13 protein-coding genes and 1 pseudogene are annotated in these 14652 nt (G+C 74.2%); 9 read left to right on the top strand and 5 right to left on the bottom strand.

Translation table 11 applies throughout. From position 1 onward, the window contains the following. The first annotated feature begins 151 nt into the window (after positions 1-151). The gene (gene ligD, locus DSM104329_RS15135) at positions 152-1021 is read left to right on the top strand and encodes a non-homologous end-joining DNA ligase (protein WP_259310679.1); all 870 of its coding nucleotides are present in this window, start codon (positions 152-154) and stop codon (positions 1019-1021) included. Positions 1022-1061: 40 nt separating this feature from the next. Next, a complete protein-coding gene (locus DSM104329_RS15130; RefSeq protein ID WP_407655919.1) occupies positions 1062-1811 on the top strand; it encodes an HAD-IIA family hydrolase in 750 nt (249 codons plus the stop codon). 9 nt (positions 1812-1820) lie between these two features. Here DSM104329_RS15130 and DSM104329_RS15125 read toward each other — a convergent pair whose 3' ends face one another. The 4 genes from DSM104329_RS15125 to DSM104329_RS15110 all read right to left on the bottom strand — a co-directional run bounded on the left by DSM104329_RS15125 (position 1821) and on the right by DSM104329_RS15110 (position 4659). Beyond that, positions 1821-2150, bottom strand: coding sequence for a co-chaperone GroES (locus DSM104329_RS15125; protein ID WP_259310677.1), 330 nt, complete (start codon positions 2148-2150; stop codon positions 1821-1823). A 7-nt stretch (positions 2151-2157) separates the two neighbouring features. Further along, positions 2158-2562 carry a protease inhibitor I42 family protein gene (locus DSM104329_RS15120; protein WP_259310676.1) on the bottom strand — a complete coding sequence of 135 codons (405 nt, stop codon included), beginning with the start codon at positions 2560-2562 and terminating at the stop codon, positions 2158-2160. A 10-nt stretch (positions 2563-2572) separates the two neighbouring features. Then, a complete protein-coding gene (locus tag DSM104329_RS15115) occupies positions 2573-3175 on the bottom strand; it encodes a hypothetical protein (RefSeq protein WP_259310675.1) in 603 nt (200 codons plus the stop codon). Positions 3176-3408: 233 nt separating this feature from the next. Further along, positions 3409-4659 carry an MFS transporter gene (locus DSM104329_RS15110; RefSeq protein WP_259310674.1) on the bottom strand — a complete coding sequence of 417 codons (1251 nt, stop codon included), beginning with the start codon at positions 4657-4659 and terminating at the stop codon, positions 3409-3411. A 62-nt stretch (positions 4660-4721) separates the two neighbouring features. Here DSM104329_RS15110 and DSM104329_RS15105 point away from each other — a divergent pair, with 62 nt between their 5' ends. From DSM104329_RS15105 to DSM104329_RS15080, 7 genes and pseudogenes are all read left to right on the top strand, one after another. Continuing rightward, the gene (locus DSM104329_RS15105; RefSeq protein ID WP_259310673.1) at positions 4722-6296 is read left to right on the top strand and encodes an FAD-dependent monooxygenase; all 1575 of its coding nucleotides are present in this window, start codon (positions 4722-4724) and stop codon (positions 6294-6296) included. 74 nt (positions 6297-6370) lie between these two features. After that, positions 6371-6631: pseudogene (locus tag DSM104329_RS29125) on the top strand (DUF892 family protein); the annotation flags it as partial. 93 nt (positions 6632-6724) lie between these two features. After that, a complete protein-coding gene (locus DSM104329_RS15100; protein ID WP_259310672.1) occupies positions 6725-8863 on the top strand; it encodes an ATP-dependent Clp protease ATP-binding subunit in 2139 nt (712 codons plus the stop codon). A gap of 155 nt (positions 8864-9018) precedes the next feature. Continuing rightward, positions 9019-10935 carry a CocE/NonD family hydrolase gene (locus DSM104329_RS15095; protein ID WP_259310671.1) on the top strand — a complete coding sequence of 639 codons (1917 nt, stop codon included), beginning with the start codon at positions 9019-9021 and terminating at the stop codon, positions 10933-10935. Between the two features lie 6 nt (positions 10936-10941). Next, on the top strand, positions 10942-11277 hold the full coding sequence (locus DSM104329_RS15090; RefSeq protein ID WP_259310670.1) for a hypothetical protein: 336 nt from the start codon (positions 10942-10944) through the stop codon (positions 11275-11277). A gap of 31 nt (positions 11278-11308) precedes the next feature. Next, a complete protein-coding gene (locus tag DSM104329_RS15085) occupies positions 11309-12199 on the top strand; it encodes a M48 family metalloprotease (RefSeq protein WP_259310669.1) in 891 nt (296 codons plus the stop codon). Beyond that, positions 12196-13194 (top strand): M48 family metallopeptidase, encoded by a 999-nt coding sequence (locus DSM104329_RS15080; RefSeq protein WP_259310668.1) that lies wholly within the window; start codon positions 12196-12198, stop codon positions 13192-13194. Before DSM104329_RS15085 ends, DSM104329_RS15080 begins: the two co-directional genes overlap by 4 nt. Here DSM104329_RS15080 and DSM104329_RS15075 read toward each other — a convergent pair whose 3' ends face one another. Next, complete coding sequence (locus DSM104329_RS15075; protein WP_259310667.1) at positions 13195-14649, bottom strand: glycosyltransferase; 1455 nt, start codon at positions 14647-14649, stop codon at positions 13195-13197. Positions 14650-14652: the final 3 nt, after the last annotated feature.

Genomic DNA, 14652 nt, shown 5'->3' with positions numbered 1-14652 from the left:
CGGCGTGACACTCCCGACCGCCTGGACAGGCCGCTCCGAGGAGCGCGTTGCCACGGCTGGGGCTCCGAGGAGCCCCGTGGTCGCGTGGGCGATCCGCCGGTGAGTACAGGATACCGAGATTCGGCGGGCCGGTTCGGGTAGGCATGCGGGCGTGCCCTCACCGAGCGCCGTGCGCCTCAGCCACGCCGACAAGGTGCTGTTCCCCGGCGACGGGATCACGAAGGCCGATCTCGCCGCGTACTACGAGTCGGTGGCCGGCGCGATGGTGCCGCACACGCGCGACCGGCCGCTGAACCTGTGGCGGTGGAACGCCGGGATCGGCGGCGCGCGGATCGTCCAGCAGGAGATCCCGAAGGGTGCGCCGGACTGGGTGCGCCGGGTGACGGTGGGGCGGCGGGCGGGAGGGAGCGTCTGCCACGCGATGGCCAACGACGCGGCGACGCTCGTCTGGCTCGCGAACCAGAACGCGATCACGTTGCATGTCTGGACCAGCCGGGCCGACCGGCTCGACCGGCCCGACCGGATGATCTTCGACCTCGATCCGCCCGAGGGCGTGGACTTCGCCGGCGTGCGCCGCGCCGCGCTGCAGGTCGGCGACACGCTCCGAGATCTGGGGCTCGAGCCGTTCGCGATGGTCACCGGGTCCAAGGGCGTGCACGTCGTGGCGCCGCTGCGGCGCACCGCGGACCACGACCGGGTCCGTGCCTCCGCCGGCGCCATCGCCGAGGAGATCGCGCAGCGGGCCCCGGGCGAGCTCACCACCCACTGGCGCAAGGAGCGGCGTGAGGGGCGCATCCTCGTCGACGTCGCGCGCAACACATACGCGCAGACGACGGTCGCGCCGTACGCCGTGCGAGCGCGCCCGGGAGCCCCGGTGGCCACGCCGCTGGCGTGGGAGGAGCTCGAGGACCCGCAGCTGCGCGCCGACCGCTGGACGCTGCGGACGCTGCCGGCGCGCCTCGACGAGGGCGGCGATCCGTGGGCCGGCCTGCGCCGGGCGGCGCGGACGCTGCCCGCGTAGCATGGCGCCGGTGACGCGCCGCGAGATCCGCTCCTGGCTCATGGACATGGACGGCGTGCTCGTCCACGAGGACGTCGCCATCGCGGGCGCCGAGCGCTTCCTCTCCCGGCTGCGGGAGCGCGGCACGCCGTTCCTCGTGCTGACGAACAACTCGATCTACACGCGCCGCGACCTCGCCGCCCGGCTGCGCGGCAGCGGTCTCGAGGTGCCCGAGGAGGCGATCTGGACGTCGGCGCTCGCCACGGCGCGGTTCCTCGACGACCAGCGCCCGAACGGCTCGGCGTTCGTCATCGGCGAGTCCGGCCTGACCACGGCGCTGCACGAGGTCGGCTACACGATGACCGAGCGCTCGCCGGACTACGTCGTGCTGGGGGAGACGCGCACCTACAGCTTCGAGCGCATCACGCAGGCGATCCGGCTCATCGTGGGCGGCGCGCGCTTCATCGCCACGAACCCGGACGCGACCGGCCCCACGACGGTCGGCCCGGTCCCGGCGACCGGCTCGGTCGCCGCGCTGATCAGCCGGGCCACCGGGCACGAGCCCTACTTCGTCGGCAAGCCGAACCCGCTGATGATGCGCTCAGCGCTGAACGCGATCGACGCCCACTCGGAGACCACGGCGATGATCGGCGACCGGATGGACACCGACGTCGTCGCGGGCCTCGAAGCCGGCCTGGAGACGGTCCTCGTGCTCACGGGCGTCACGACGCGCGAGATGGCCGAGCGCTTCCCATACCGGGCGTCGCGGACCCTCGAGTCGGTCGCCGACCTCGTCGACGAGCTCGGCTGAAGGACCCCGCTACGCCGCGTCGGCGGTGGTGCCGATCTGGATCTCCTCGAGCACGCCGAGCAGCTCCGCGACGCGGCACACCAGCAGGCGCTCCTCGTCTACCTCCACCCACGCACCGGCGCTCGCCGGGAAGACGACGTGGTCGCCGGGCCTGACCGGCATCTCGACGCCGGCCGGCTGCCACCAGTCGATGCCCGGGCCGACGGCGAGCACGATCCCGTGCTGGGGCGGCGGCTCGTTCGTCCCGGCGGGGACGACCAGACCCGAGTGGCGGACGCGGTCCGGTTCGAGCTCCTTGATGACGACGCGGTCGAAGAGCGGCTTCAGCTGGTGGCGCATGCGCGGATCAAGATAGCCGCGGGCGCACCCGGATCCTGAGCGAGAACGTGTCGCCCACCGTCCCGCTGCCCACCTGTGCGTAGGCGACGGCGATCCGCGTGCGCCCGGATCGCGTGGAGCGCAGCCGGAAGATCTGCGTGCCGCCCGCGCCCGGCATGCCGCCGCCGTCCGGGCGGTAGTGCCGGCGCGTGATCCGCGCGACGGAGCGGTCCGGGCGCTTCACGAGTCCCCAGCGGTATCCGGTCGTCTCGTTCGCGGGCAGCGAGATGCGGATCGTGTCGCCGGTGCGGACGGTGACGGTCGTGCCCGACATCGACTCGGTGACGTCGACCTGGCGGGCGTCCGCGGGCGCGGCGGCGACCATGAGGGCGGCCGCGCCGAGCGCGGCGGCGGTGAGGCGGCGTCCGTGCATGCCCCGGACGCTACCGGCCGCGCAGGGCGAACGGGAGCTTGACCAGCACCTTCGGCAGGTCCCGGTACGAGCGGCCGAGCGCCTCGTCGATCGCCGCCGCGGTCGACGGCCCGTGCACGCCCGCGCCGTGCCCGACGAGCAGGTGCTGCGCGTCGCACGCGCGCAGTCCGCGCGGCGGGGTGAGCCGCAGCATCATGTGCACGCCGACCGCCGGTCCGCCGCCGGTGAACATCGGGCTCGTGCCGAGCGCCTCGGCGACGATCAGGGCCCTGCGCGCCGGCCACCACAGCGCCCGCTCGCGCCAGAAGCGGTGATCGAGGACGGGGACGACCTCGAACGGCGTGTCGGGCAGCGCGCCCGGGATCGCCACGTGCGGCACCCCGAGCCGGCGCGCCACCGGCTCGCAGTCGCGGTTGTGGCGATCGAGCAGCTGCAGGACCGCCACGGGCTCGCCGAGGCCCTGCGCGCGCTCGATCGCGTCGCCCGCGTCGACGGGGTCGATGAGCCAGACCCGCCCGTCGTCGGCGATGGCGTGCGACGTGCGCGCCATTGCCTCGTCCATGACCCAGCTGAAGCCGAACGGCAGCTCGTCGTAGCGGCCGATGCGCGTCACGGCATCGCCTTGGCGTGTGGTCGGAGGGAGCGCATTGGTCAACGGTGCCCGGGGAGGACCCCGGTGCAACGCGACGCAAGTTCTCCTGTCCACCGGCGTTTGTCAACGCAGGTCCGCCCGCCGAGCCGTCCCGGTCCTCGCCCTCAGCTCCTGCTGCGTCCCGGCCCCCGCGAGCGCCACCGAGTGGACGCCGTACGACCGGCCCGCGACGTACGCGTGCGCGGCTGACGCAACTACGCCGCGAGCGTGCGCTCCTCGCGGTGCCCGTCGTAGGCAGCGAGCTGCGGGAACGCGAGCATCACCGCCCCGACGCCCATGACGCACAGCAGCCCGCCGGTGCTGACCGCGGCGGTCACCGACAGCAGCGTCGCGGCGACGCCGGACTCGACGTCGCCAAGGCGCGGGCCGCTCGTCACGACGAGCATGAACACCGACGACATCCGCCCGCGCATGTGCTCGGGCGTCACCGCCTGGTTGATGACGCTGCGGCACACCGCGCTGACGCTGTCGGCCGCGCCCGCGAGCGCGAGCAGCGCGGCGCAGATCCAGATGCTCGGCGCGATGCCGGCGGCGGCGATCGCCAGGCCCCACACGACGACGGCGACGATCGTGATGCGCCCGAGCCAGCGGGCGTGCTCGAGCCAGCCGGTCAGGATGGCGGCGACGAGGGCGCCCAGGGCGACCGCCGCGTACAGCAGCCCGGTGCCCTCCGGGCCGGCGTGGAAGACGGTCAGCGACAGGACGGCGAACAGCGCCCGGGGCATCCCGAACGTCATCGCGGTGAGGTCGATCACGAACGAGCCCATGAGCGCCCGGTTGCGCCCAACGAACCGCAGCCCCTCGGCGATCGAGCGGCCCATCGGCTCGTGCGGCTCGTCGCGCGCGGTCGGCTTCAGCGGCGGCAGGGGCAGCGTGACCGCGAGCATCGCGGCGAACCCGCCGGCGACGAGCCCGTAGACCGCCTCCACGCCGCCGACCGCGATGAGCGGCCCGGCGAGCGCCGGCCCGATCACCGACGACAGCTGGGCCACCCCGAAGTTCACCGCGATCGCCGAACGCAGGTACTCCGGGCCGGCGAGCGCCGGGACGACGGCCGCGCGCGCGACCTGCACGATCGCGGTGGCGCCGGCGAGCACGGCGGCCAGAGCGAAGACGATCGCCACGTGCGGATCGCCGGCCAGCGACGCCGCGAGCAGCAGCCCGCCGGCGATGGACACGACCACCTGGCCGGCCAGCAGCACCTTGCGGCGGTCGAAGCGGTCCGCCCAGGCACCGCCCACGAGCGCGCCGGCGATGAGCGGGCCGAGCTCGACGGCGCCCACGAGGCCGACGAGGAACGGCGACCTCGTGAGGACGTAGACCTGGTACGGGATGGCGACGAGTGCCGCCTGCGTGCCGAGCGACGCCGCCGCCTGGCCGATCGTGATGAGCCGCAGGTCGCGCGAGCGCCGCAGGGCGGTGAGGTCGACGGCGAGGCGCGGCACCGGATCCAGTGAAGCAGCCTCGCTGGGCGGGCCTCCGTCACGCCCGATTACAGTGCCTCGCCGTGATCGCCGCCACGGACGTCCTGGTCGTCGGCGCCGGCCCGGTCGGGCTGACGCTGGCCTGCGAGCTCGCCCGCCACGGCGTCGCCTGCCGGGTGGTCGACCGCGCGCCCGCCCGCTCGACCCAGTCGCGGGCGACCGATCTGCACGCCCGCTCGCTGGAGCTGTGGGGGCACACGGGCGTGGCGGGCGCGATCCTCGCGCGGGCCGTCGCGATCGAGAGCGTGCCGCTCTTCTCCGGTGGCCGCGAGGTCGCCCGCCTCGACTTCCGCGGCATCGACAGCGACGTGCCCGCCGCCGTGAGCCTGCGCCAGCACGACCTCGAGGCGATCCTCGAGGACGAGATCCGCGCGGCGGGGATCGCGGTCGAGTGGGGCGTGGGCGTGGACGGCCTGCGTGCGGCGGACGGCGGCGGCGTCGTGGCCTGCGACGGCGAGCGGGAGGTCGGCCGCGCCGGCTGGGTGGTCGCCTGCGACGGCGTGCACAGCGCATTGCGGTCCGCCGCGGGCATCGCGTTCGCCGGCGGCGAGTTCCCGGGCCGGTGGGCGGCGCTGGACGCCGAGATCGACGCGTGGCCGTACGGGCCCGGTGATTTGCCGGTGTTCCTCGACGCCGACGGCTTCTGGGCGATGCCGCTGCCCGGCGGCGCAGTGCGGATGTTCTTCCGCGACGATGCGGCCCCGGTGGGCGCGCCGCCGTCCGGCGCCGAAGCGCAGGCGATGCTGGACCGCCACGTCGGCCGCGGCGCGCGGATCAGCGCGGTCGGCGACGCGGCGTGCTTCACGATCCACCATCGCGTCGCCCGCCGCTTCCGCGCCGGGCGCCTGCTCCTGGCCGGCGACGCGGCGCACGCGATGACCCCGGTCAGCGGGCAGGGCATGAACACGGGCATCCAGGACGCCTTCAATCTCGCGTGGAAGCTGCGCCTCGCGCTCGCCGGGGCGCCGGATGCGCTCGTCGACTCCTACGAGGCCGAGCGCCGGCCGGTCGCGCTCGCCACGGTGCGCGGCTCGCGGGCGACCCACGAGGCCAACGTGCTGGAGGGCGAGGCCGCGGCCGCGCGCGACCGGGCGCTGGCAGCCGCGCTGGCGACGCCCGCCGAGGTGCTCGCGGCCGTCGAGGCGGGCCACGAGCTCGCGGTCGCCTACCACGGCAGCCCGATCGTGCAGGGCGTACCGGGCACGGCCGGCCCGCGGCCGGGCGACCGCGTGCCTGACGCCGGGCCGCTCGTCGACGCGGCGGGCCGGCGCACGTCGCTGCGGGAGCTGATGCGCGCGCCGGGGCTGCTCGTCCTCGATCTCGCCGGGAGCGGGCCCGCCCCGCAGCACGCGCAGGCGCTCGCCGCGGCCGAGCGCCGCGGCGGCGGGTTCGTCGCGGCGCGGACCGTCGTGATCGGCGAGGCCGCGGCGCAGACGCCGGTGCCGGTGCTGTCCGATCCCACGCTGCGCGTCCATGGCCGGCTCGGGCCGGTGGCGCCCACGCTGCTGGTGGTCCGCCCCGACGGCTACCTCGGCCTTCGCGCCGAGCCGTTCGACGCCGCCGCGCTGGATAGGCACCTGACGTTGCTGGGTCTGTAGGTCATCGAAGCCGGGGGCGGGTATCCCCGTCCCATGACCGCAGACACGATCGACGACCAGCCGCGCAGCTCGCGGCGTTCTCCTACGCGTTCGAGCACCTGGAGATCGCGGGCTACGAGCTGCTCAAGCGCGTCGCGGCGCGGGCGGCCGACGAGGAGACCGTCGCGCTGGCGGACCCCATCCTGACGGACGAGCGCGGGGCGGCGCGCGCGGCCGACGAGGAGACCGTCGCGCTGGCCGACCGCATCCTGACGGACGACCGCGGGGCGGCGCAGAAGCTCGCCGCGCAGTTCGACCATGCCACGGATGCGGCGCCGGCGGCTCGGATGGGCTGAGGGAGCGGCGCCCAAGGCGGGTCGAAGGGTCTCAGATCTTCGCTATTATCTCAGTCGTAGTCACTGAGATTTTTCTATTGGAAGAGCCTGAGAATGAACACTGAGAACCCGAACGTCTGCGAGCTGTGCGGCCAGCGGCCCGGCACGGTGCGCATGATGTTCTCCGACGGCATGCGGCGCCGCGGTGCGGTGCTCTGCGAGCCGTGTGCCCGCCAGGCCGTGCAGGGTGCAGGCGGGGCCGGCGCGATGCCGGGCGCCGGTGCCGGCGCCCCCACCGAGCCGTCGTCCGCGCTGGACGAGTTCGGCCACGACCTCACCGCCGACGCCCGCGAGGGCCGGATCGACCCGGTCATCGGGCGCGAGCAGGAGATCGAGCAGACCGTCGAGATCCTGTCGCGGCGGCGCAAGAACAACGCCGTGCTCATCGGCGAGGCCGGCGTGGGCAAGACCGCGATCGCCGAGGGCCTGGCCCAGCGCATCGCCGACGGCGACGTCTCCGAGGCGCTGCGCGACGCCCGCGTGGTCGCGCTCGACATGGCCGGCATGGTCGCGGGCACCCAGTACCGCGGCCAGTTCGAGCAGCGCCTGAAGGCGGTGCTCGCCGAGGTCGCCGACAGCGAGGGCAAGGTCCTCCTGTTCGTCGACGAGCTGCACACCGTGCTCGGCGCCGGCGGCGCCGAGGGCGCCATGGACGCCGCGAACATGCTCAAGCCGATGCTCGCGCGCGGTGAGCTGCGCATGATCGGCGCGACGACGCTCGCCGAGTACCGCAAGATCGAGCGCGACTCCGCGCTCGCCCGGCGCTTCTCGCCCGTGACCGTCGACGAGCCGTCCGTCGAGCAGACGGTGGAGATCCTGCGCGGCCTGCGCGACGTCTACGCCTTCCACCACGACTGCGAGATCGCCGACGAGGCGCTGCTGGCCGCGGCGCGGCTGTCGGACCGCTACATCAGCGAGTACCACCTGCCCGACAAGGCGATCGACCTGGTCGACCAGGCGGCGGCCCGTTCGCGCCTGCAGGGCGGCGCGGGCAGCTCGGAGCCGGCGCGGATCCGTGCGGAGCTCGAGCACCTGGCAGCCGAGAAGGAGGCCGCGGTCGCGGCCGAGGCCTACGAGGACGCCAGCCGGATCAAGGAGCTCATCGCGGAGGCGCGCGAGCGCCTGGAGAGCATGGGCGAGTCCCCCGACCCGGCGCGTCCGCGCGTCGGCGAGGCCGAGATCGCCGCGGTGATCGCGGCGCGGACCGGCATCCCGGTGGGCGAGCTCGTCTCCGGCGAGCTGGAGCGCCTGGGCAACCTCGAGGACGAGCTGCACGAGCGCGTGATCGGTCAGGAGACCGCCGTCGAGGTGGTCGCCGACACCATTCGCCGCGCCCGCGTGGGCCTGTCGGAGGGCGACCGTCCGCTGGGGACGTTCCTGTTCCTCGGCCCCACCGGGGTCGGCAAGACCGAGCTCGTCAAGGCGCTGTCGGAGCGGCTGTTCGCGTCCGAGAAGGCGCTGGTGCGCATCGACATGTCCGAGTACCGCGAGCCGCACACGGTGGCGCGGCTGATCGGTTCGCCGCCCGGCTACGTCGGCTACGGCGACGGCGGCCAGCTGACGGAGCCGGTGCGCCGGCGGCCGTACTCGGTGGTCCTGCTCGACGAGGTCGAGAAGGCGCACCCGGACGTCTGGAACGTGCTGCTGGCGCTCATGGACGACGGCCGCCTGACCGACGGCGAGGGCCGCACGGTGGACTTCACCAACGCGGTCGTCGTGATGACGTCGAACCTGGGCGCCGGCGCGGCCAAGCGCTCGCTCGGCTTCACCGCCACCCAGGCGGCGCCGGATGACGAGCGGATGCTGGGCGCGGCCAAGGCGGCGTTCCTGCCGGAGTTCCTCAACCGCATCGACGAGATCGTCACGTTCCACGCGCTGGACGCCGGGCAGGTCCGGCAGATCACCGGCCTGATCGTCGCCCGGGTGGCCGACCGGCTGCGCAGCGAGCGGGGGATCGAGCTCGAGGTCGACGAGGCGCTGGTCGCCCGGCTGGCCCGGGACGGCTTCGACGCCGAGTTCGGCGCGCGGCCGCTGCAGCGCCACGTGCGCCGCACGCTGGAGAAGGAGCTCACGCGCGCGATCCTGGACGGCCGGCTGGCCGACGGCGACCGCGTCCGCGCGGTGGAGGGCGCCGAGGGCGCGATCGTCCTCGACGTCCGGCAGCCTGCCGAGCTGCTGTCCGCCGCCGCCTGATCGCCCGGCCTGGAGACGTTCGGCTGTCTGTGCCCGCTCAGCGGGCATGGACGGCCGAACGTCGGCGGCCTGGAGGGGCGCCGTGGGTTCCCGGCGGCCGCCGGAGTGGCGCGACCTCGCGCCGCCGCGGCCGCGGGTGGGCATGATGGAGGCCGGTGAGCCTGCTCAGCGAGATCCTCGGCCGGTCGCTGCGCCTGCCCGCGCCGCAGACGCGCGACGTCGAGGTGCTGCGCGATCTGCCGGCGACCATGGACGACGGGGTGGTGCTGCTCGCCGACCGCTATGTCCCGGCGGGCGCGGCCGGGCACGAGCCGCCGACGGTCCTCGTCCGCACGCCGTACGGCCGCCGCGGCTTCTTCGGCGTGGTCTACGGGCGCCTGCTCGCCGAGCGCGGCTTCCAGGTCGTCGTGCAGAGCGTGCGGGGGACGTTCGGCTCCGGCGGCCGCTTCGCGCCGTTCGACGAGCGCGCCGACGGCCTGGCGACCCTGCGCTGGCTGCGCGGGCAGCCGTGGTGCGAAGGGCCGGTGGGGATGATCGGCTCGAGCTACATGGGGTTGGTGCAGTGGGCGGTCGCCGCGGAGGCGGGGGACGAGCTCGGCGCCCTCGCGCCCTCGATCACCGCGTCGCAGTTCCACGGCCAGGCCTTCCCGGGCGGCAGCCTGGCGCTCGACACCGCGCTGTCGTGGACGTTCATCATCGCCGCCCAGGAGCGGCGGCTGTTCCCGCTGCGGCTCATGTTCGGGCTGAGCCGCCGGCTGCCGAAGATCCTCGACGAGCTGCCTCTCGGCGAGCTCGACGCGCTCGTCGCCGGCGAGTCGCTGCCGTTCTACCGCGAGTGGTTCGAGCGGACCGCGCCTGACGAGCCCTACTGGCGGCTGCGCGACTACTCCCCGGACGTCGGGCGCGTCACGGCGCCCGTCCAGCTCATCGGCGGCTGGTACGACATCTTCCTGCCCTGGATGATCGAGGACCACGTCGCGCTGCGGCGTGCGGGGCACGAGACCCAGCTGATCATCGGCCCGTGGGCGCACACGTCGCCGGGGGTGCTGGCCACCAGCACGCGCCAAGGCCTCGCGTGGCTGCGCGCGCACCTGCTCGACGACCGCCGCCTGCTGCGCGACGCGCCCGTGCAGCTGTTCGTCGGCGGCGAGGGCGCGTGGCGATCGCTGGAGACCTGGCCCCCGCCCGAGGCGCGGACGCTGCGCCTGCACCTCCAGCCCGGCGGGGGGCTCGCGGCCGATCCGCCGCCGCCGGACGGCGAGCCCGACCACTACCGCTACGACCCGGCGCACCCGACGCCCGCGATCGGCGGGCCCGTCCTGCTTGCGCGCCAGCCCGTGACCGACAACCGCCCGCTCGAGGCGCGCGAGGACGTCATCGTCTTCACCTCCGCGCCGCTCGCCGACGATCTCGAGGCCATCGGTCCGGTGAGCGCCGAGATCCACTTCCGTTCGAGCCTCGAGAACACCGACGTCTTCGTGCGCATCTGCGACGTGCTGCCCGAGGGCGTGTCGCTGAACGTCTGCGACGCGCTCCTGCGGCTCTCGCCCGGCTCGCCCGGGGCGGGGCCGGACGGCGTGCGCGCGGTCGCGCTCGACCTGTGGCCCACCGCGCACCGCTTCCGCGCCGGGCACCGGATCCGCGTCCAGGTCTCCAGCGGCGCTCATCCGCGCTATGCGCGCAACCCGGGCACGGGGGAGGCTCCGGCCACCGCGCGAACGCTCGTCGCGGCCGAGCAGGAGGTCTTCCACGACGCCGCGCACCCGTCGGCCGTCATGCTGTCGGTCATGCCGAAGGACGCCCAGCCCGCCGGCGACCCACCCGCCGCCGAGGCGGCCGAGGCCGACGCCGCCGCCGCCGCCGTATCCGCCGTGTCCGGCGACCCACCCACCCCGAGGACGGCCGAGGACGCCGCCGCCGCCGTGTCCGCCGTGGCCGTCGCCGGGGACCCGCTCGACGCCGAGCTGCGCGACGACGCCCGCTTCGAGCACCGGCTGTTGCTGCGTGAGATCGCCATCGTCCTGTTCGTCGCCGCCGTCGTCGTGGCGCGGTCGATCGCCGGGTTCGGGTAGCCGCGGGTGCGCAGCCTGCTCGGCGCCGTGCTGGTGGCCGCGCTCGTGGCCGGCTGCGGCGGGAGCTCCGGGGCCGGCTCGCGCTCCGGCTCCGGCGGCCCGACCCTCCAGGAGGCCAAGGCGAAGCTGCGCCTCGCGTGCCTGCAGGGGTCGCGGGGCAGGCTCGACCGGCGGCTGTGCCGCTGCATCGTGCGCGAGGCGTCGAGGCGTGGCGAGTACGACACTCCCGAGAAGCTCGAGGCGCTCAGCCGCCGGACCGGGGCGACCGACGCCGGCGGCGAACCCGCCCCGATGCGGGCCGTTGCGCGCCTGTGTGCCGACCAGGTTGCCGGAAGCGGGTGAGCCCGGGGACGCGGGCCGGTATCGTTCGGCTATGCGGCGCACTCGGGATCTCGTTCCCGCGGACCGCGGACTGCAGGCCCGCATGGTCGTCGCTGCCGTCCTGACGCCGCTCGTCGTGCTCGCGGCGGTCGCCGCTGTCGTGCTGCTCCTGCCGCTGAAGTTCGCCATCGCGGTCGGCATCGCTGCCGTGATCGGCATCGCCCGGGCGGTCCGTGCGCGCAACGAGATGGACCGCGGCCGCTCGCTGGCGCGCGAGAGCGCGCCCGAGCTCCACGACGCCGTCGAGCGGCTGTGCGCGCTGGCCGACCTGCCGAAGCCGGACCTCGTCCTCGACGAGGAGCGCCAGCCGAACTCGTGGATCATCGCCCCGATCGGCAAGCGCCCGCAGCTGCACGTCACGCGCGGCCTGCTCGCGGCCCTGACGCCCGAGGAGCTCGAGGCCGTCGTGGCGCACGAGCTGGCCCACCTGCTCAACCGCGACGCGATGGTCATGACCGTCGTCGGCACGCCCGGGGCGGTCCTGCTCGAGGGCGGACGCCAGTTCTGGGGCGCCTGGTGGATGTGGTTCGGCAACGGCCTTGCGCTCGCCATCGGCTGGGTGGCCCAGTTCGGGACGAGCGCGCTGTCGCGCTACCGCGAGCTGGCCGCCGACGCGGGTGCCGTCGCCCTGACCGGGCGTCCCGCCACCCTTGCCTCCGCACTGGTGAAGGTCAGCGGCGGCATCGACCGGGTGCCCATCAGCGACCTGCGCGCGGTCGCCGGACGCGACAGCTTCCATCTGCTGCCCACCGACGAGAGCGACTTCGCGCCGCTGCGCACCCACCCGGCGCTCAAGCGGCGCCTCGAGCGCCTCGAGCGCATGGAGCGCGACCTGCACGCCGGCGGACTCGCCTACCGCCCGGCGGACGAGCCGCCGGCATGACGCTCCCCGTCCACGCGTACAAGCTGCCGGAAATCTCGCCGCGGGCCTACCAGCACCCGGCCGACCGCGCCGCGACCGCCGCCCTGGGGAAGGTCCCGTACCTCGACGACGTGGTGCGCAAGCTCATCGCGCTCGGCTACGAGCGGGCGCTGCGCGCGGCGTCGCTCGGCGCGGCGGTGCGCCTCGGCCAGCACCAGCTGCCGCACATCTGGGTGCTGCACCGCGAGGCGTTCAACGCGCTCGACATCGAGCAGGTGCCCGATCTCTACATGACGCAGTTCCCGCTGGCCAACGCCGCGACGATCGGGGTCGACAAGCCGGTCGTGCTGCTGAACTCGGAGCTCGTGCGGCTGCTCGACGACGAGGGCCGGCGCGCGGTCCTCGCGCACGAGGCGGCGCACGTGCACTCCGACCACGTCCTCTACCAGACCGCGCTGATCATCCTCATCCGGCTCGGCGGCGCGGCGCGGCTGCCCCTGCTGGCCGGCCTGCCGCTCGCGGCGATCCAGCTCGCGCTGCTCGAGTGGTTTCGCAACGCCGAGCTCTCCTGCGACCGTGCCGCGGCGCTCGTCACGCGCGACCCGATCGCGGTCTGCCGCTCGCTCATGATCATCACGGCGGGGGAGGCGGCGGCCGAGCTCAACCTCGACGCGTTCATCCAGCAGGCGATGGACTACGACGAGGGCCGGGGACTCGACCGGCTGACCCGCCTGACGCAGGACCTGCGCCTCACGCACCCGATGCCCGTGCGGCGGGTCCGCGAGCTGCTCGCCTGGGTGCGCTCGGGCGAGTACGACCGGATCGCCGGCGGCGAGTACATCCGCCGCGGGCAGGAGCCGCCGCTGCGAGACGAGGTCGACGCCGCCCAGGACCACTACACCAAGCGCGTCACCGACGCGTTCTCGCAGGCCGGCTCGTCGGTGTCCGACGTCGGCCAGCAGCTCTCGGACTGGCTCAAGCGCCAGCGCCCCGACGGCGAAGGCGACGCCGGCTGATCACGCCAGCTCGCCGACGGTCCCGGTCTTCTCGGTCTTCTCCCACACCATCTCCGAGCCCCGGATCTCCTTGACGTAGGCGTTCGCGGTGATCGCGCAGAGCACCGGCCCGAAGCCCACGACGTACAGCAGCGGCCGCGCCGCCCAGCCGAGCACGCGCGTCGCCTCGATGCGCTTGACGAGCCACGCCGCGAGCATCGACGCCGACAGCCACACGTAGGCGAACAGCAGGAACGCGTCGCCGCCCACCTCGCCGATGAGGTCGGGGACGATCGCGTAGGCGATGATCGCGAGGCTGATCAGGCCGGGAAACAGGAACGCCTCCCGCCACGCCACCCGCGCCGCGGACCAGTCCAGCGAGAAGCTCGACAGCGTGATGAACAGGTACGTCGCGAGGTTGACGAACCACAGCAGCCGGAACGCCTCGATCGACACGTCGCGGTCGTGCAGCCACAGCACGATCAGCGCCAGCGACGAGGAGATCATGAACGCCGGCATCAGGAAGACCGAGAACCAGATCAGCGCGAAGCTCAGGCTGCCCAGTCGCCCCGCCGTCCATCGCCGCAGCCACACGCGCCGGTAGCGCAGCGTGACCTGCACGTTGCCGCGCCCCCAGCGCAGCCGCTGCTTCCACAGACCCCCGATGTCGCGCGGCTCCTCGGCCCACACGATCGCGTGCGGCTCGAAGACGACCCGCCAGCCGGCGAGCTGGATGTTCAGGGTCGTGAACGTGTCCTCGGCCAGCGAGGACGTGTCGATCACCCCGCCGATCGCCTCGAACGCGTCGCGCCGGATCAGTTGCGCGCCGCCCGCCAGGCAGGCCTGTGCGCCGAGCACGTTCTGCGCGCGCCGCGCCCCCGCCTGTGCGTTGACGTACTCGTAGGCGATGAAGCGGTTCATGAAGTTCTCGGGCCGGCTGCCCTCCTTGATGTACGCCGTCACCGCGCCGACCTCCGAGCGCGTCAGGTGGCGGGCCATCTTGCGCAGCGACCGCGGCGTGAAGATCACGTCGGCGTCGATGATGAGGATCGCCTCGTACCAGTCCTCGGAGCGGATGGTGCGCAGCCCGTGGTTGATCGTGTGTGCCTTGCCCTCGCCGCCCTGTTCGCGGCGGACGTGGAAGACGCGGCCCGGGTACTCGGCCGACTTGCCGAGGATGACGCCGGGCGTCTCGTCGGTGCTGGCGTCGTCGACGACGTACACGCGCAGGCGGTCGGCCGGGTAGTCGAGCGCCATGAGCGTGTCGAGGGTGCGCCCGATGACCGCCGCCTCGTTCCACGCCGGCACGATGACCGCGACGCGCGGCAGCGGCACGCCCGGCACACCCTCGCGCTTCCACACGCCGAAGAAGCCGTTGAACCCGGCAAGCAGGAACTGGTAGCAGCCGGCGATGAGCGGCATCGCCCCGGCGATGACGATCGCCACGAGGATCGGGTGGATGATCGACCAGGCCATGGC

This window comes from Capillimicrobium parvum, assembly GCF_021172045.1.
Classification (GTDB): domain Bacteria; phylum Actinomycetota; class Thermoleophilia; order Solirubrobacterales; family Solirubrobacteraceae; genus Capillimicrobium; species Capillimicrobium parvum.
Note: the sequence above shows the minus strand (reverse complement) of the source record. Positions and strands in the feature narration are given on the sequence as shown.